Origin of the sequence: Levilactobacillus fuyuanensis (genome assembly GCF_003946395.1) — a bacterium.
GTDB lineage: Bacteria > Bacillota > Bacilli > Lactobacillales > Lactobacillaceae > Levilactobacillus > Levilactobacillus fuyuanensis.
In genome coordinates this window covers 55,282-73,497 of record NZ_RHNZ01000015.1, presented here as the reverse complement: position 1 = coordinate 73,497, position 18,216 = coordinate 55,282, and the positions used below count along the sequence as shown (strand labels likewise).

General features: G+C 49.6%; 15 protein-coding genes. 13 read left to right on the top strand and 2 right to left on the bottom strand.

What is annotated here, in order from left to right:
* The first annotated feature begins 145 nt into the window (after nucleotides 1–145).
* From EKM73_RS09075 to EKM73_RS09035, 9 genes are all read left to right on the top strand, one after another.
* Nucleotides 146–1,294, top strand: coding sequence for an LPXTG cell wall anchor domain-containing protein (locus EKM73_RS09075; protein WP_125701603.1), 1,149 nt, complete (start codon nucleotides 146–148; stop codon nucleotides 1,292–1,294).
* Nucleotides 1,295–1,353: 59 nt separating this feature from the next.
* Nucleotides 1,354–2,910 carry a ClC family H(+)/Cl(-) exchange transporter gene (locus EKM73_RS09070; RefSeq protein ID WP_125701602.1) on the top strand — a complete coding sequence of 519 codons (1,557 nt, stop codon included), beginning with the start codon at nucleotides 1,354–1,356 and terminating at the stop codon, nucleotides 2,908–2,910.
* Nucleotides 2,911–3,006: 96 nt separating this feature from the next.
* Nucleotides 3,007–3,243: a preprotein translocase subunit SecG gene (gene secG / locus EKM73_RS09065; protein ID WP_125701601.1), complete on the top strand. Its 237-nt coding sequence runs from the start codon at nucleotides 3,007–3,009 to the stop codon at nucleotides 3,241–3,243.
* Nucleotides 3,244–3,400: 157 nt separating this feature from the next.
* A complete protein-coding gene (locus EKM73_RS09060) occupies nucleotides 3,401–4,144 on the top strand; it encodes an alpha/beta hydrolase (RefSeq protein WP_125701600.1) in 744 nt (247 codons plus the stop codon).
* Nucleotides 4,145–4,163: 19 nt separating this feature from the next.
* Nucleotides 4,164–6,569 carry a ribonuclease R gene (gene rnr, locus EKM73_RS09055; protein WP_125701599.1) on the top strand — a complete coding sequence of 802 codons (2,406 nt, stop codon included), beginning with the start codon at nucleotides 4,164–4,166 and terminating at the stop codon, nucleotides 6,567–6,569.
* Nucleotides 6,570–6,584: 15 nt separating this feature from the next.
* Nucleotides 6,585–7,058 carry an SsrA-binding protein SmpB gene (gene smpB, locus EKM73_RS09050; protein WP_020088232.1) on the top strand — a complete coding sequence of 158 codons (474 nt, stop codon included), beginning with the start codon at nucleotides 6,585–6,587 and terminating at the stop codon, nucleotides 7,056–7,058.
* 344 nt (nucleotides 7,059–7,402) lie between these two features.
* Complete coding sequence (locus EKM73_RS09045) at nucleotides 7,403–9,181, top strand: MucBP domain-containing protein (protein WP_125701598.1); 1,779 nt, start codon at nucleotides 7,403–7,405, stop codon at nucleotides 9,179–9,181.
* Nucleotides 9,182–9,347: 166 nt separating this feature from the next.
* The gene (locus EKM73_RS09040) at nucleotides 9,348–11,153 is read left to right on the top strand and encodes a DUF5776 domain-containing protein (protein WP_225421362.1); all 1,806 of its coding nucleotides are present in this window, start codon (nucleotides 9,348–9,350) and stop codon (nucleotides 11,151–11,153) included.
* Nucleotides 11,154–11,422: 269 nt separating this feature from the next.
* Nucleotides 11,423–13,171: a MucBP domain-containing protein gene (locus tag EKM73_RS09035; protein ID WP_125701597.1), complete on the top strand. Its 1,749-nt coding sequence runs from the start codon at nucleotides 11,423–11,425 to the stop codon at nucleotides 13,169–13,171.
* Between the two features lie 83 nt (nucleotides 13,172–13,254).
* Here the strand turns inward: EKM73_RS09035 and EKM73_RS09030 are convergent, their stop codons facing one another.
* The gene (locus tag EKM73_RS09030) at nucleotides 13,255–13,842 is read right to left on the bottom strand and encodes an LURP-one-related/scramblase family protein (RefSeq protein WP_125701596.1); all 588 of its coding nucleotides are present in this window, start codon (nucleotides 13,840–13,842) and stop codon (nucleotides 13,255–13,257) included.
* 463 nt (nucleotides 13,843–14,305) lie between these two features.
* Here EKM73_RS09030 and EKM73_RS09025 point away from each other — a divergent pair, with 463 nt between their 5' ends.
* The 4 genes from EKM73_RS09025 (at nucleotide 14,306) to EKM73_RS09010 (ending at nucleotide 17,468) form a co-directional block, all read left to right on the top strand.
* Nucleotides 14,306–15,028, top strand: a complete 723-nt coding sequence (locus EKM73_RS09025) for a uracil-DNA glycosylase (protein ID WP_125701595.1) — start codon at nucleotides 14,306–14,308, stop codon at nucleotides 15,026–15,028.
* Nucleotides 15,029–15,071: 43 nt separating this feature from the next.
* Entirely contained in the window at nucleotides 15,072–16,049 is a 978-nt protein-coding gene (gene pta, locus EKM73_RS09020) for a phosphate acetyltransferase (RefSeq protein ID WP_125701594.1), read from the top strand.
* A 440-nt stretch (nucleotides 16,050–16,489) separates the two neighbouring features.
* Nucleotides 16,490–16,966: a tRNA (adenosine(37)-N6)-threonylcarbamoyltransferase complex ATPase subunit type 1 TsaE gene (gene tsaE / locus EKM73_RS09015; protein ID WP_125701593.1), complete on the top strand. Its 477-nt coding sequence runs from the start codon at nucleotides 16,490–16,492 to the stop codon at nucleotides 16,964–16,966.
* Complete coding sequence (locus tag EKM73_RS09010) at nucleotides 16,959–17,468, top strand: GNAT family N-acetyltransferase (RefSeq protein ID WP_125701592.1); 510 nt, start codon at nucleotides 16,959–16,961, stop codon at nucleotides 17,466–17,468. The genes tsaE and EKM73_RS09010 overlap by 8 nt, the downstream gene beginning before the upstream one ends.
* Before the next feature lie 207 nt (nucleotides 17,469–17,675).
* Here the strand turns inward: EKM73_RS09010 and EKM73_RS09005 are convergent, their stop codons facing one another.
* Entirely contained in the window at nucleotides 17,676–18,212 is a 537-nt protein-coding gene (locus tag EKM73_RS09005) for a 3'-5' exonuclease (protein ID WP_125701591.1), read from the bottom strand.
* Nucleotides 18,213–18,216: the final 4 nt, after the last annotated feature.

Here is an 18,216-nt window from a genome sequence, read left to right as displayed (position 1 = left end):
ACTCAAAAAAATTGCCTAATCTCAATGGATTAGACAACTTTATAAATAGAATTACCAACAACAGTTGACATAGAACCTTTTTTTGATTTCCCAAGTTTATTTCGCAACTTTTTACGTAGTTAAGGAGTATAAGGGGGAATTCAAAATGATGAAAATGAAATGGCAACATGGTGTGATGGTGAGTTTATTCATTGGTGGGCTATTGGTTGGCAGTGGTGGTAGCGTGGTTGGATTGGCTGATGAGACTGTAAAGTATGACATGGATCTTGAATTTTTCGTGGAGGCAATCAATGATGGGGACCAAACAGAGAGTAAGTGGGTATATTCGACAGAAAAGAGACAGGTTGTCGCTGGTGAAGCGCTTGAGCATCAGGCGTTCCTCATTGGTTTTTTGACGTCGGGGAACAGATTGGCACCGGAAGCCGCACCGACGGCTGCACTAAAGTGGACTTACAGTGGGCTTGGCTTACCCGTAAAGGTTACGGTCAAATATACGGATCAGAACGATCAACAGATTGGACAATCACATGTGTCCTCTGCCAAATTTACGCGCGGGGGTAAGATGATTATCGAGGCACCTGCTGGGTATCGATTGGTTACACCCGAGGTTAAGAATCGACTGGCGACTACCAGTGAGACTTGGAATATTAAAGTTACGCCGCTGAATTCAGCAGCTAAGCCAATGCCTGGTGGGGAGGAGAAACCTGATAGTAAGCCAGATGAAGGCAGTCATAACAAGCCCCAAACTGTGCCAGATAAACCAGATGTCACGGAGAAACCTCAGCCTGGTAATCCTGGAGCCAGCGTGAAGCCAACACTGCCAATTGCGCCCCATCCGGGTCAACCAACGGATCCTGGGCATCCAGTATTGCCGACGCCAGCACCACTTGTGCCATCACGACCGAGTAGCAGCTTGCCAATTACGCATCCGGAATTGGTCGTACCAGTTGATGAATATCCTGGTAATGTGTCCAATCCCAACGTCATTTATACGCCGGAAGGTCCCATCAACGCCACAGATCTGGATCACACCTCAGAACTCACTGAGCGACCAGTCACGGCTGTTGATGGGAGCACACCAGCAACTGACACAATAGCCACTTCCAAGCCGGCTAAGCGCACCACAGCCGCCTCACAAGCCAAGCCACACCGGACTGCTAGTCCCTTGCAGCGCATCGCAACATCAGGCCAAAGATTACCACAAACTGACGAACAAACGACAAAGGGGAGTCTGCTGGGAATGGTAGCGCTAGCAGGATTAGGCCTCGTTCGGTTCCGACGATTTCTCCACTGATATCCGCTAAAACTGTGATAGACTAGTTCTTGGACTAAAACATAACGGAGGAATCAGCCATGCAGGAGAAACGTCAAATACAACCCGATTTAACACGATTAAAGGCCATTTTCTTTGGGGCCATTGTCGGGCTATTTGCCGGTGCGGTCGTCAGTGTCTTTCGCTTATTGATCGAGCACATGCTGATTCTGGTACAAGGGATTTATGGCTGGCTAGGCCAACATCCATGGTGGCTGATTCCCTGGGCCATCTTGTTGGTGGCCATCGCCCTTCTAATTGGTTACTGGGTCAAGCAAACGCCCATGATCAAGGGATCTGGGATTCCACAGGTTGAAGGGCAGTTAGCTGGTGAACTTGACTATGCTTGGTGGCCAGTGCTGTGGAAAAAGTTTGTCAGTGGGGTTCTTGGGATTGGCTCTGGTCTGTTTCTGGGACGAGAAGGGCCGTCCATTCAACTCGGCGGGACCGTTGCCCAAGGGATTGCCTACCGGCTAGGATTCACCGGGACGCAACGACGATTGGTGATTGCCGGTGGGGCCGCTGCCGGATTATCCGCAGCTTTCAATGCCCCCATCGCTTCGACATTGTTTATTCTAGAAGAGGTCTATCACAGTTTTTCCACATTAGTCTGGCTCACGGCGCTAACTAGTGCCGTCGTTGCCAATTTCGTATCCAATGGCATCTTCGGCCTGACGCCGGTTCTCCACATTAACTACCAGCAAGCATTGCCGTTGAAGTATTACTGGCTGCTGCTGGTTTTGGGGATTGGTCTGGGATTGTTGGGATTCGGCTATCAGTGGGTGACATTGCGAGTGGGTAAGTGGTACGCAAAGCTGACCTGGCTACCGCGGCACTTAGATGGTGTCATCCCATTTCTCTTGGTGATTCCAATTGGTTTGATGTGGCCACTAGCTTTAGGCGGTGGTAATCAGATGATTGTGACTTTTGCCAAGCAAACCCCGCTCTTGATTCCCTTGATTGGATACTTCGTGCTGCGGTTCTGCTTCTCCACGGTGAGCTACGGCGCCGGTCTACCCGGTGGAATTTTTTTACCGATTCTGACTTTAGGGGCATTGCTGGGGGCAATCGGGGCTCGGTCCTTTGTCCTGATGGGATGGTTGCCCTCGATGTTTGTAGCAAACTTTATCATCTACGCCATGGCAGGATATTTTGCCGGAATTTCTAAGGCACCATTCACGGCCATCTTACTGATTACTGAAATGGTGGGGACGTTGCATCACCTGATGCCATTGGCTGTAGTCGCGATTGTCGCGTACATTACCGTGGACGTTTTGGGTGGGGCTCCCATCTACGAGGCGATGTTGCGACAATTGGTCAAGCCTGCCGAGGTCAATACCGATGGTGTGGCGGATCGCGTGGAATATCCAGTCGGAGAGAATTCCGGTTTTGATAGTCAGCAGGTACGTGATTTAACCTGGCCCGATGGGTCGTTGTTAGTCGCTGTTCGCCGGGGTGAACGCGAAGTCATTCCGAACGGGGATACGATTCTTAAATCAGGAGATACATTGATTATTTTCACATACCGGCATAATCGGGCTTACGTCCGGCAACAGCTGACGAAATTGAATAATTCTCCGCATCGACTGCTGGATTAAGTGAGCGCGGGACTGGTAAAACTGGCCCGACTATGATAAATTAGGAAGAGTATAGTTAGACCTATTAGACCTATTCGATAGGTAGGAGGCAAATTTGTGTATAATTTTTTAATGACTTGTATTTTGATTGTCAGTGTTCTGATCATTATTGCGGTAATGATGCAACCTGCTAAGACCAATGACGCTTTGTCCGCTTTATCCGGTGGTGCCGATGACTTATTTGCTAAGTCTAAGCCTCGTGGGTTTGAAGCATTTATGCAAAAAGTTACGGTCGTCTTAGGAGCTCTTTTCTTTGGACTGGCATTGGGGTTAGTTTACCTTTCTTCACACTAGACATTAAGCCTCCTGTTTATTCGCTACAGGGGGCTTTTTTCCACCTAGCAACAGGCAGAGAACCTGCCTAGGAATACCATGATGGCGTTCCTGAATCGTCACAATCGACGATGTTCACGAAGACTATCTCAGCAATAGCGGAAAGTGGTGGTTTTACATGATTCGAAAACCAACCCCGCTCTTCTTTGAGCAGGGGCCTCACGCAGTTATCTTGCTGCACGCCTATTCGGGTAGTTCTAACGATATGCGCTTGCTGGCTCGCCGGCTAGAAAGCGAAAATTACACCGTGCTCGCACCAATTTTTACAGGGCATGCGACTGGTGATCCCGCCGACATTTTACGCGACGGGTCGCCACAGAAATGGTGGCAGGACACGCGTGATGCAATTGCATCACTTCGGCGGCGTGGGTACCAACAGATTGCCATCTTTGGTCTATCCTTAGGCGGATTGTTTGCGACGCGTGCGTTGCAGTCTGATCCGCAGTTGGTTGGGGGCGGAACGATTGCGTCACCCGTGGTCTTTCGCGGACAGACGCATGTGCCAGAGGCCTTCATTCAGATGGCACGGACCACGTATCAGCAACAGAACTTGGATGGGCCGGAGATTGCGAACCGGATGGTTTGGATTCAGGAGCATTTACCGGCGCAATTGACAGCAATTCAGGCGTTTACGGATACTACAGCCACACATTTAGATCAGGTTAAACAACCTGTATTTATTGCGCAGGGGACAGCGGATCAGATGATTGATCCCCGTTCGGGTCAGTGGCTGGCGGAAGCGTATCCGAGCAAACAAGTTGATTTTCATGAGTATGCTGGTGCTGACCACGTTTTGACAGTCAATACGGCACATCATGCTCTTGAGACAGATATATTGACGTATTTACACACAATCTTTTAAAAATAACGAGGAATCGATAGTGCAAGATAATTTAAAGAGTGATTTAACAGCGTTCTTCCGGGCACACTCGGACCAGAACTACACAGTAGAAGATATTTCAGATGCACTCCATTACCACGGCTCAGCTGCTTTCAAACTGATCGTGCAGGAGTTAGCACAACTGGAACGGGACGGCTTAGTTCAAGTGACTGAACACGGCCATTTTCAGCTCGATCCAAGCCAACGGACATTGACCGGAATTTTCCACGGCAATGACAAGGGCTTTGGGTTCGTGGCTTACGACGAGAATAAGATCGAACCAGACGCTTACATTGCGCCTAACAATACGTTACGCGCTTTGAACGGTGACACGGTTAAGATTGAAATCGTTCGTGCCGGCGATCCCCGTAGCGGTAAGGGTCCCGAAGGTAAAGTCACGGAAATCGTGGAACACCACTACGAACAAGTCGTTGGTGAATTCATGAAGACCGACGATGATGCGGGTTACTTGGGCCAAGTTCGTTTAACGGACAAGAAGGTCATGAAGTACAAGTTCTACGTCACGGACGTGGGTCTGAATCCAACGCCCGGTGAAGTGGTTACGGCAGAAATTACCGAATATCCTAGCGATGCCCATCCAGATGCTATGGTTGGGATTGCCAAGCAAGTTATCGGTAGTGTGGATGATCCTGGCATCGACATCTTACAGATTGTCTACCAACACAACATTCCATCTGAATTCCCCGAAGAGGTCATGCAGGCCGCTGATGAGATTCCAGATCACGTGCTCCCTGAAGAAACTAAGGGCCGTGAAGACATTACGAACCAGGACTTAGTCACCATTGATGGTGAATCTTCTAAAGACTTGGACGATGCCGTTACAGTCTGGAAGCTCGACAACGGGAACTACCACTTAGGGGTTCATATCGCCGATGTTTCCCATTACGTTAAAGAAGACTCCATTCTGGACAAGGAAGCTTACAAGCGTGGGACCAGTGTCTACCTGACCGATCGGGTTATTCCAATGTTGCCACGGCGCCTCTCCAACGGTATTTGTTCACTTAATGAGGGCGAATTACGGTTGTGCATGAGCTGTGACATGGAAATCAATCCTGAAGGTCACGTGGTTAAGCACCGGATTCACCCATCTGTAATGCGTTCTAAGGCGCGGATGACTTATACGGCTGTTAACAACATCTTGGAATCACACGATGCTGTTACCAGGGATCGTTACAAGGAACTCGTTCCAATGTTTGAAGACATGGGTGAACTTCACAAGATCTTGGTTAAGCAACGGAAGCGTCGTGGGGCCATTGATTTTGATGACCGCGAAGCAGAAATCATCGTGGATGACAAAGGTCATGCCATCGATGTTAAATTGCGGACACGTGGGATGGCTGAACGCATGATCGAATCCTTCATGCTGGCTGCCAACGAAACGGTTGCGGAACATTACTTCCGTGCCAAAGTCCCATTCCTATACCGGGTCCACGAAACGCCAGATGGCGACCGGGTTCGGAACTTCTTCGAATTCTTAACGGCTTTCGGGATCAACGTTAAGGGTGATCCTAACCACTTGCGTCCTAAGATGTTGCAAGGTATTCTGAAGCAAGTCGCTGGAAAGCCTGAAGAGGCCATGGTTTCAGTCATGATGTTACGGAGTCTGAAGCAGGCCCGTTACGCTGACCAATCCTTGGGTCACTTTGGGTTGGGTGCAGAGTTCTACACCCACTTTACGTCACCAATTCGGCGGTACCCTGATACCATGGTTCATCGAATGATTCATTACTACGAAGACCATGGGATCAACGACGCCAGCAAGGAAAAGTTTGCACCGATTTTGGAAGAAATCGGGGTCCACACTTCCGAAGCAGAACGGCGCTCAATTGATGCCGAACGCGATACGAATGATATGAAGATGGCTGAATACATGGCTGATCACGTCGGTGAAGAATTTGACGCCGTTGTTAGTTCGGTCATGAAGTTTGGGATGTTCGTCGAACTGCCAAACACCATCGAAGGTCTGATTCATATCAGTCGGATGCAAGATGACTACTACGAATACGTCGAAAAGTACCTGGCCTTGGTTGGCCGGAATACACGTCGGACGTACAAGATTGGCCAAGAGATTCGGGTCAAGGTTATCCACGTTGACAAGGAACAGAGCGAAATCGACTTTGAGTTGTTAAACCCAGAGTCCGCTCCGGTCAGTGACTTATTGCCAAAGAGAGAACACCGTTCACGCGGCGGTCGCAATGGTAATGGGAATTTCCATAACCGGAACAACAATCGTAGCAATGGAAACCAACACGGTGGCAACAGTAATGGTAACCACCGTAATGGGAACCAACGATCAACCAACCAACACGGGAATAACGGGAGTAACCACCGGAGCAACGGTAATGGTGGCCAACACCGCAATAACTCGCAGGGTGATCGGCACTAAGCGAGGTGACAGCACTTGGCTAAACAAAAGTCTAAAAAGAACCCGGATGACTTACTCGCACAAAACCGGAAAGCCCGTCATGATTACTTTGTGACGGAAACGGTGGAAGCGGGACTCGTCCTTACCGGGACCGAAATCAAATCGATTCGGGAACGGCGCATTAATTTGCAAGATGGCTTTGCGCAGATCCGGAACAGTGAAGCGTGGTTGATGAACGTCCACATTAATGAATACGTGGCCGGTAATCGATTCAACCACGATCCGTTGCGAAATCGTAAGCTGTTGTTGCATAAGAAGCAGATTCATCGTCTTGGATTGGCTGCGCAGGATAAAGGGGTTACCCTGATTCCACTTAAGGTCTACCTGAAGCATGGGTTTGCGAAGGTTCTCATTGGGGTCGCCCATGGGAAACGAGAATTCGATAAACGAGAAACGATTAAGCGGCGTGAACAAGACCGGCAGATTGCCCGAGTCATGAAACGTTACTAATGGTTATAGGTCACTTGAACTTGGAAAAGTTCAAGTGGCTTTTTTTATTGCATAATGTACGTGTAATTATTGAATAAGTATAGGGTATGAATACACATGACTGCTTTTAACTAAGAATACTGAATAACAGATGACTAGTTGCCAATCCGTTATATATCAATAGATTAGGCTGTTGAAATACCAAACTGAGAACCTTGTCAAACTTACCCTAAAAGGCTATATTTGGACACAAGATGTTAACTGTGACAAAAATATGTTTAACTGGATAGTTAACGATGGTATTATATGAATACCAAAACACCCGTGTCCTTGACTAGGGGAAGCACATTGAGGGGGAACATGTGATGAACTTAAAAGTTAATGCATTATTACTAAGCTTGGTGTTGGGAATTGCGGCGGCACCAATCACCGCACTGGCTGATGATACGGCATCAGCACCAGCTCAGGCAATGGCTACGACAACCAGTACGCCTAAGGCCGATAATTTGGCGGCCGGCCAATATGGTTCAGTTGATTGGTATTTAACCGCAAGTGGGGAACTCCATTTAGGTACTGGAACGTTGGGCGAAGACACTAGTTTAGCAAATAACGTCGGTCGATTAGCCACGCAAATTGCAAAGGTGGAGAACAATACTGATGTGCCAACGAGTACCCAGACGCAGGCAGCGGCTGATCAGGTCACTAAGGTCGTTTTGGATGGTGCGGTTAAGACACTTGCAGATGCTAGTTACCTTTTTGCTCAGTTACGCCACGTGACGGCCTATGAACATTTGGACCGATTGGATACGAGCCAAGCAACCACGATGGATGGGATGTTTCAGGCTGGTAATATGGATTCTGTGACGACCGATATTGATGTTTCCCACTTCGATACAGCGAACGTGACCTCAATGCAGTTCATGTTTTATGGACAGAAATCCGTCGAGAAGCTGGATGTGTCGACTTTCAATATGGATAAAGTTACCACGACTACGGACATGTTTTACCAGACGAGAAGCTTGCAAGAGGTTAACTTTGCCAGAGGAAGCTTTAGTAGTTTGACTAGTGCGATGTACATGTTTCTCAACAGCGGGGCGCAAGTGATTAACTTGCCACAGTTCGCACCGGCCGCTAAATTTACTGGGGGCAGTATGTTCTACGGGACAACGATCATCACAACGTTGACGTTAGGTCCCGGTGCACACTTCAAGGGTACTACTGGTCTGAACACACCACGACAGAACATGCCGGATGACTTTACTGGTGTCTGGGAGGCTGTCGGCAATGGGACGGTCGATAATCCTTTAGGTGCCAAATACGCGACTGGAAATGATATCACGAATCTTTACAATGGGACGGACAATCCCAAGAGCGTGGAAACCTACGTCTGGGAGCCGGTCAATCGGGTCATCGAGCCAACGACGCCACCAGTTACGCCGAGTGAAAATGCGAAGTCAGTCACCGTTCAGTATCTGGACGAAAATGGTCAGCGATTAGCCAATGACGTGACATTGAGCGGCCAACTGGGGTCCACCTACACGGCTGATCAGCGCGTCTTTAGCGGCTACAAACTAGTTAAAACAGTGGGCCAAGCTAACGGTACCTTTAGCCAACAGGCTCAGACGGTGACCTTCCATTATGCACCGGATGTGGTTTCCGGTGGGGATGCTGCAACGATTGCGCCAATGGCCAGTGTCGTTTATGCCACCAAGAAGATTGGTCTCTACAAGACCAAGAATTTCTCGAAGCAGACGCTTAACCGTTGGTATCCTAAGACCAAGCGCACCAACCGACCAATGTTTGTGGTGACGGGGTTCGCAACCTCTAAGAACGGTCATCTGCGGTACAAGGTAAAGGACGTTAATCACCATTCCAAGACTGCCGGGAAGACGGGATACATCACGGCTAAACATGCGTATGTTGCGCCTATTTACTACGCATCGAAGGCCAAGACCATTAAGGTGATCAATGCGAAAGGAATTAATGCGTACCAGCAGAAATCCTTAAAAGCCAAGACGGGGCACTACAAGTATGGTCAAAAACTCAAAATTCGAAAGATTGTGAAATTTAATAAAACGACGCGATTCCAGTTAACTAATGGCAAGTATGTCACTGCCAACAAAAAATTGGTCATCGCTGAGTAGGGAGAAAGGGCTGTAGGACTTAGTTCTGCAGCTTTTTTGTTGTTTTCTTCGAGATTTGCGTCCCCCGGTGGAAGTTACTTGTCCGGTTAAGATCAGTCATGCTATCCTGTGATCAGATAAATTAGCAAGACCGCCGCCATTGAGCAAAAGTTAAGGGGGAACAACGATGCGGAGCCTAACGATGTTGTTAGTGACGGGATTACTATTGGGAACAGGGGCGCCAATCGTGGCTATTGCGGTTCCTAGCCAGACAGCGTTTGCCGAGTCTAACACGACTGGGATGACATCTGCAAACAAGGATAATTATGAAAAGGGCGCCAACGCCGGGATTGTGACGCAAGGAAAATTTGGGTCGGTCAATTTCTATTTGACTGATGCGGGTGACTTGCATTTAGGGGCTGGACAGTTTCCAGAGTATGAGCCAACGCCTGGTGATTCAGGACGGGGACAGCTTCTACAAGCCGTGGCCCGCGTCTATTACAACAGTTCAAATTTGTGGCTCAGTGAGCTTAATCAGATGGCAGAAATGATTACCCGCGTTGTTTTTGACGGCGATGTGGTGGCAGCAGTAGACGCGAGTAACACATTTGCACGCTTAAAAAGGGTCAAGGAATATGTGGGGCTTACACGCCTCGATGCTAGTCATACGACTAATATGAGCTATATGTTTTCGGAAAATTATTATGTGATTACGATGGATGTCTCCAAGCTCGATACACGTCAGGCAACGAATATGGCCGGTATGTTTGCTTCCAATTCTCGGCTACAGGAACTAGATGTGTCGAACTTCATTACGGACAAGGTGACGGCGGCTAGCGTGATGTTGGCGAGCACGCATGCGTTGAAGGTCATTAATTTTGAAAAGGCGACATTCGCAGCGATGACCAGTGCGGCTCAGATGATTTCGGATTCGGGAGTTGAGATCCTGAATCTACCTGTGTTTGATCCGCTGAGTAACAGTGGGTCCGTCTTGTATGGTTCCAAGAGCTTGCGGCAGTTAACCTTGGGCCCACGCGCGCAGCAGGGGAAATTCTACAACGTAACCGATCCACCCAAGAACGAGACCTATACCGGTAAATGGCAAATCGTTGGTGAGGGCACCGTGCTGAATCCACTCGGTGAAAAGTTCGATACGGGTTCTCGAATTGGTAGGCGGGACCCTAATCTGGTGCTGACGGAACCAGACACGTACGTCTGGGAACCGGTCGATCGGGTGCTGCCGCCCGTCACTCCGCCCCCAGTGACGCCACCGCCGATAACCCCGCCGGTTGAAGAATCCCAGCCGGTAACTGTCCAGTACTTGAATGAGCGCGGACAACGTCTAGCAGATGACGTGATCCTAACGGGAGAGCTCGGGACAACCTATCAGGCCGCAAAGCTGGGATTCTCGGGGTACAAATTGACCCGTACTGTCGGTCAGCAAACGGGCACATTTAAGACAACGACACAGCGAGTTGTTTTCCACTATGCGCCTGACCTTGTGACGGGCGGCGGGGGAGATGGCATTGCACCTCTCGCCACCGTGGTTTACGCGACCAAGAAGGTGGGGCTGTATCGCGACAAGAATTTCAGTGCGACGGCCCGTCATCACTGGTATGCCAAACAGAAACGTCACGCTCGACCGATGTTTGTGGTCACCGGATACGCGACTAGCAAGACAGGGCAATTGCGCTACAAGGTACGTGATGTTAATCACCGCTCCAAGACAGCTGGCAAGGCGGGATACCTTACAGCTAACCGACACTACACGGTTCCCGTTTATTACGCAAAGAAACAACCTAAGGTGCAGGTGATCAATCCGCAGGGGGTGAATGGGTATCGCCAAAAGTCACTGAAGGGTAAGCAGCAACATTATCGGCACGGGCAACAATTACGGGTCAAAAGAATCGTCAAGCATCGTAAAACGACCCGATTTGTGTTAACGAACGGTCAATATGTAACCGCTAACAAGAAATTAATTATTTCACAATAAGACGGATTTATTTAGAGGCTACTGACGGGTGGCCTCTTTTATTTTTTTAAAATTGTGAATGATTATGGCATCGCGTAAGGTGTGTGAACAGGTGCTTAGGAGGAGATTATTGAATGAATTTCACAAGTGAAAAACAGCGAGACCTAATCGTTTGAATAACTTAATAAGCGTGCTATCATATGATTGGTGAAATAATTAAATGAATAAATGTTTTACAACTTTTAGGCGACGGCGCACCACTTTCTATCCAACGGGGAGGAGGAACTATCGTGAAAAAATCAGTCAGTATTTTATTAGTGGCCCTCGCTTTAGGTGTTGGTCAACCGCTCAGTCTCTTGGAAACTAGAACAGAATCGTCTGTGGCGCAGGCCGCAACCGTGAAGGCGGACAATTTAGCTAATGGTCAGTACGGCGAGGTCGCCTGGACGTTGACTGCCGATGGGACCCTTCATTTAGGTGCCGGCCAATTGGGCGAACCGGGAAGTCTAGTGACCAATACTGGGCAAATGGCGACGCAAATCGTGCTTGCACAAGGTGGTACGCCAACGGTTGCGACCACGAAGGCTGCTGCTGACCTGGTAACCACTGTCGTCCTAGATGGCAAGGTGGTCGCACCTAAGAACGCCACCAATTTATTTCGGCAGTTCAGAAATGTTACCGCTTACAAAAATCTTAATCAACTCGATACTAGTCAGACCACAAACCTCTCGGGGATGTTTGCGGTAGATAGTTTTGATGGCCAAGTGACGTCACTTGATGTGAGTAGTTTTGACACGTCACAGGTGACTACTCTGGATTGGCTATTCTATGGGCAATCTCAGCTGAGTCAGGTCGACATTAGCCACTTCGATACGAGCCAAGTGAAGACGATGACGTCGATGTTCAATGGGGACCAAGCGCTGACGACCGTTAACTTTGCGGCTGGGACCTTCGCCAATCTTTCAAGTGCGATGTTTACCTTCGGATCTTCTGGTATTCAGACGATAAAGTTGCCGAAATTTGCGCCGCCCACCAGCTTCTCGTCGACTTATATGTTCTCCAGCGCGAGCAACTTATCTGAGCTAACGCTGGGGCCGGCAACACTGTTTAGGGGAACTAGCACTGCGTTGAGAAACGCTAAGGCTGACGACCAGTACACCGGGCTTTGGCAAGCAGTTGCGGATGGCACAGTGCAGAATCCTTTGGGTGAAAAGTTTGCCGAGGGAGATGACGTCACCGCTCAATACGTGGCAGGGGCCGACCGACCAACGACGGTCGAAACCTACGTCTGGGAGCCGGTTGACCGGGTTGTCTTACCACCAGTGACGCCGCCAGATGATACCGCTGCACCAGTTACCGTGCGTTATCTGGATGAGCAAAGCAAATCACTCGCCGCCGATCAGACGCTGTCTGGCAAATTAGGGGCAGCGTACACGGCCGAGCAGCTGGTGTTCGATGGTTACAAGTTAGCTAAGACTGAGGGTCAGGTCACTGGGACGTTCTCCAAGTCTGCGCAGACGGTAACTTTCCACTATGAGCCGGATCTGGTGACTGGTGGGGGTGGCGCGACGGTCGTTCCCGTGAGTGGTGTCGTTTATGCCACCAAGAAGATTGGGCTGTATCGGACCAAGAACTTCAGCGATAACTCTCGCCAGATGTATTACACCAAAAAATCACGGACACAGCGGCCCATGTTTGTGGTGACGGGCTATGCGACCTCCAAGGCTGGTAACAAGCGCTACAAGGTACGTGACGTGAACCATCACAGCAAGACAGCAGGGAAGACCGGTTATATCACGGCTAAGAAAGCTTATGTGAGTTCGGTCTACTACGTCAAGAAACAAGCGAAGATTAAGGTGATTAACGCGAAGGGCATTAATGGTTACGGCAAGGTGGCACTGACCGGTAAGTCGGTCCACTACCGGAAGGACAAGGTCCTCAAGGTGAAGAAGGTCGTGAAATACCGGCAGACCACACGCTTCGTGTTAACCAACGGCAAGTACGTGACCGCCAATAAAAAATTGGTCATTGCAGAATAGAAGAGTATGACAGTAGGCGATTTGCCTATCGTTTTACGGCTATCAAAAAGGCAGCTGGAAAATTTCCCGCTGCCTTTTTACAGTTAATCTTGTGTGTGATCCTGAAGGTTAGACTTTTTCGGTGCATTAATAAAGGGTGTCACACTGCCAGTTGGTAAGGCGTGCGGGGCCCACATCGGTTTGACCGGTAACGCAGAGCCCTGCGACTTCTTGCCCCAACGGTCGAGGATCGATGCCAGACAGATGACCAAGGCTTCGTGATCTTCCTGATCCACCGTCAATTCAATCGTACCACCGCCGGATTGACTGACCCGGTCGATACTGGCAATGCTCTCGCGACCATGGGTGATTGTGAAGTGGCCGCTGTTGATATTGCCCATGATGACCCAGTTCAGTCCGCGGACAAAGAGGACTTCGCGAATAACGCCAAAGGTTTTACTGACCCGGCCAACCATCTGCCGGTGATAGAGCAACCGGAATTTGGGCAGCAGACCCAAAGTCTCTTGTTTGACCTCAGCCTCCAATGCCCCACTGATCGTGTACACAGACAGCACATCCGCGCGCAGTCCCCACTTCCCAACGAGGAGGTAGCGCGACTCATTATCCGTGTCACGAATGACCGTGGTAGCTTTTGCCGACAGAGCGGCTTGATTAAGATAAAGTTTACGCATGGGAACCTCCTTTGGCAAAAGTATAGCGACTTTAGTTATAGAATTAAAGCGATTAATGTGATCGATTAAATGACCATAGGAAAACCGGAAATTGATGTGAAAACACCGGACATTCATGTGTGAAATGAAGTAAAAAACTAATATTCATTTCCACACGGTAGTGCAGTCGGAGGCAGGCGGGGGTGTTGCCCCGTGTCGGTGGTCTTAGCTTGGCAGAACTTTGGCCAGGCTTAGACCACTGGCCGACCTTTGAGACTTGGTTCATAAGGCTCAAAGGCGCCCTGGAGACCGCACTGTGGCTCCAGGTTTGCCTCATGGGGCGATACCCCCGCCTGCCGCAGACGAAACGACTAGTTCTGGAAGTCCATCTTAGTTATTCTCATTCTAACATGTTTTCTCGGTCACGTTCGACAATATCATTTACCGCGTGGTTATGATAGAATAAAAGCGTGAGGTGTTGGGAATGAAACCGTTTATTCATAATGATTGGTGGCCGGTTCTGGAGCCCGAGTTTGAACAGGAATATTATCAACAATTACGCCAGTTCTTAGTCTCGGAGTACCAGCATTACGAGATCTATCCGGACATGTATCATATTTTTACCGCGTTCGAATGGACGCCGTTTAGCAAGGTCAAGGTGGTTATCCTGGGGCAAGATCCGTACCATAACCCCGGACAGGCACACGGCTGTAGCTTCTCGGTCTTGCCGGGAACGCCGCTGCCACCATCGTTACAGAATATTTATAAGGAATTGCAGGATGACTTAGGCATTCAACCGGTAAATCATGGGTATCTGGAGAAGTGGGCCAAACAAGGCGTACTGCTCTTGAACTCCGTGTTGACCGTCCGGTATGGCAAGGCCTTCTCGCATCAGGGGCATGGCTGGGAACGGCTGACTGATGCAGCGATTTCCAAGCTATCCGCACGGCCGGAACCGGTCGTCTTCATCCTGTGGGGTGGGGCGGCACGCTCCAAGATCAAGCTGATCGATACCAAGACCAACATCGTCTTGCAAGCACCGCATCCCAGCCCCTTATCGGCTTACCGGGGATTCTTCGGTTCCAAGCCGTTTTCCAAGACCAACATCGCATTAACATCATTGGGTGAGACGCCCATCGACTGGCAGTTGCCTGAACACGTGACCGCTGACGACGGGCCCAACACTACAACCAACCAACAAGCATAGGTACAGAATTGATTCGTGGGATATTTTATGGAGGTCATCATATATGGAACTTTTTGATAGTCTTAAACAAAAGATCAACGGACAAAACAAAACCATTGTATTTCCAGAAGGCGCAGACGTTCGGGTATTAGGCGCAGCGAGTCGTTTGGCCGCTGACGGCCTGATCAAAGCCGTCGTTTTAGGCAAACAGAGTGAGATTCAAAACACGGCGATTAACAACGCCATTGATCTGGAACCTTTGACGATTTTAGACCCATCAACGATTCCAGCAGATCAGCATAAAGAAATGCTCGATGCCTTAGTCGACCGGCGGAAGGGCAAGAACACGCCTGAACAAGCCGCCAAGATGTTGGAAGATCCGAACTACATCGGGACCATGATGGTTTACATGGGCCAAGCAGATGGGATGGTCTCCGGTGCGATTCACGCCACCGGTGATACCGTTCGGCCGGCCTTACAAATTATTAAGACCAAGCCAGGTGTTAAGCGTATCAGTGGGGCCTTCATCATGCAAAAGGGTGCAGAACGTTATGTCTTCGCCGACTGTGCGATTAACATCGAACTCGATGCACCGGGGATGGCCGAAGTGGCTATCGAAAGTGCCCATACCGCCAAAGTCTTCGACATCGATCCTAAGGTTGCCTTGCTGAGCTTCTCCACCAAGGGTTCTGCCAAGGGTGACATGGTCACCAAGGTACAAGAGGCCACGAAGATTGCCCACGAAACGGCACCAGATTTGGCCGTCGACGGGGAGTTACAATTCGATGCATCCTTCGTACCGAGTGTGGCGGCACAAAAAGCCCCAGACTCCAAGGTTGCGGGTCACGCGAATGTCTTTGTCTTCCCAGAATTACAATCCGGGAACATTGGCTACAAGATTGCCCAACGCTTCGGCGGCTTTGAAGCCATTGGACCGATCCTGCAAGGCCTGAACAAGCCAGTCTCTGACTTGTCACGGGGTTGCAACGAAGAGGATGTCTACAAGGTAGCCATCATCACGGCTGCGCAATCACTAGACTAAATAGTAGCTTACGCAATTCATGTTATCTGATCTAGTTGGCTAAATATTGAAATGAAATTAATAGGTATACACAGAAAATTAGTTAGCTGATGTATTTCAGTCGGAGGAGGCCAGAAATGTAGCTGGCTGTGACGATGGTGTTAGTCCGGGTGGTTGTTCTTTCCCGGAGTTACAGCATGGGACGATTTGGGAGACTCGCTGAATTTTAGCGAGGCTTCCAAGCGAGCCGAAAGCCCGTTCTTTGGCTGTAGGCGGTCCCCACAGCAGGCGGAATTTCTGGCAGCCGCAGACGATCTCGAAACATCAGTTAAATCAACTTTAAGGTACCCGGATTGCTATTTTCAAGCAGTCCGGGTATTATTTGTAAGGTGAGTCGTACAGGATGTTTTGGACAACGATGATGAATCAAATTTAGTTTAAAGTAAAAGGGGAAAGAGACAATGTATGAAGTAACGGTCACAAGTCCTGAAGCCACAATGGCTCTTGGGCAACAACTGGCACCGGACTTACAACCGCGCGATGTCATTCTACTCGATGGGGACCTCGGTGCCGGCAAGACGACCTTTACCAAAGGATTGGCTGCTGGTTTGGGCATCACGCGTAACGTGAAGAGCCCAACGTTTACCATCATTCGTGAATACCAGGGGGGGCGAATCCCACTCTACCACATGGACGTTTATCGCTTGGAAGAGGGCGGTGGTGATGAGCTGGGGCTCGATGAGTATTTCAATGGTGACGGGGTCAACGTGGTCGAATGGTCGAAATTCATTGCGGATGAACTCCCCGAGGACTACCTGCGAATTGTGTTCAAGCGTGACGATGAGGCTGGCGAAAGTCAGCGGACGTTACGGTTCGAACCTCGTGGGTCCCATTTCGAAAAATTAGTGAAACAACTGGAGGACGGCACCAATGAGTGATGAAGTGGCCATTCGCTTGCCGAATGCAACTGACGCGAAGGCTTTGCTGGCATTGCTGGAACGTTTGCAACAAGAGAGTGACACCTTTAGCTTGGCCGATGCGGATGATCCCATCAGTGCGGCGCAAGAGGCTGATCAGCTGGAACAGATCAAGGAGAGCCCGGTCCACTTATTGTTGGTGGCGTGTCTTGGCGACCAGCTGCTGGGCGTTCTGTCGATCTCACCAACACCACAAGGTAACGTGGGTGAACTGGGCATTGCTGTCGAGAAGAAATATTGGCACCTGGGCATCGGCACGGCACTAGTCGATGAGGCTCTCTACTGGGCGGATACGGCGAGTGACCTGCAGGCAATCGGACTGATCGTGCAGACGCGAAATGTCCCTGCAATGAAGCTTTACGAAAAGATGGGCTTTGCCCGGACCCAGACGCCACCGGAGACGGTGACCGACGATGATGGCGAGCACGTCCAAGCTGTTGAAATGGTGTACCAGTTAAATTAAGCCGTTATTTAAGAAGGCACCGATCAGGATTTCCTGGTCAGTGCCTTTTCGTATGTGATTAGATATTTTCTTTACAAACTGTCAAAGTCAATTGTCACAAGGCTTTGGACGCGATATCGGGTTGGTACAAAGCCTATTTTGTCAAAAAAGTTGAGACAATAATCCCATTTTTTACATTAGTAATAGTATAGGGCAAATTCAGTAGCGTTAGGCATTTACCGTCACAAAGTTCTTCAAAGGCTGTGTGCCAAAGTGATTGGCCTCGTACAGCAGAATGTTGGCGCAGGCCAAACTATCGTCCAGCGCGTTGTGATGGTGATGGAGGTCGATGCCCAGTTCGTCACAGACCGTGTTCAGCTTGTGATTGGGAAATTCTGGGAAGAACTTCCGACTGGTCTTGACCGTGTCCAACGTCAGGTAACGCGGGGTTGGTAAATTGTAGTGTTCCAGGGTACTGCGCAGAACGCCGTTATCAAATGGGGCGTTGTGGGCAATCACCAACCGATCCCGTTGGAAGAAGGGGGCGACGTGCTCCCAGACTTCGGGGAAGGCAGGGGCGTTGGCCACGTCGCGTTCGTGAATCCCGTGAATCTGAACGTTCCGCCAGAAAAAATCAGTATCGGGTTTGATCAATGAGTAGAATTCATCGACGACCTGGCTGTCCCGCACAATGGTTAGCGCGAGTGAACAGGCGCTGTAGCGTTTGCCACTAGCCGTTTCAAAATCCATAGCAACGAAATTCAAAAGT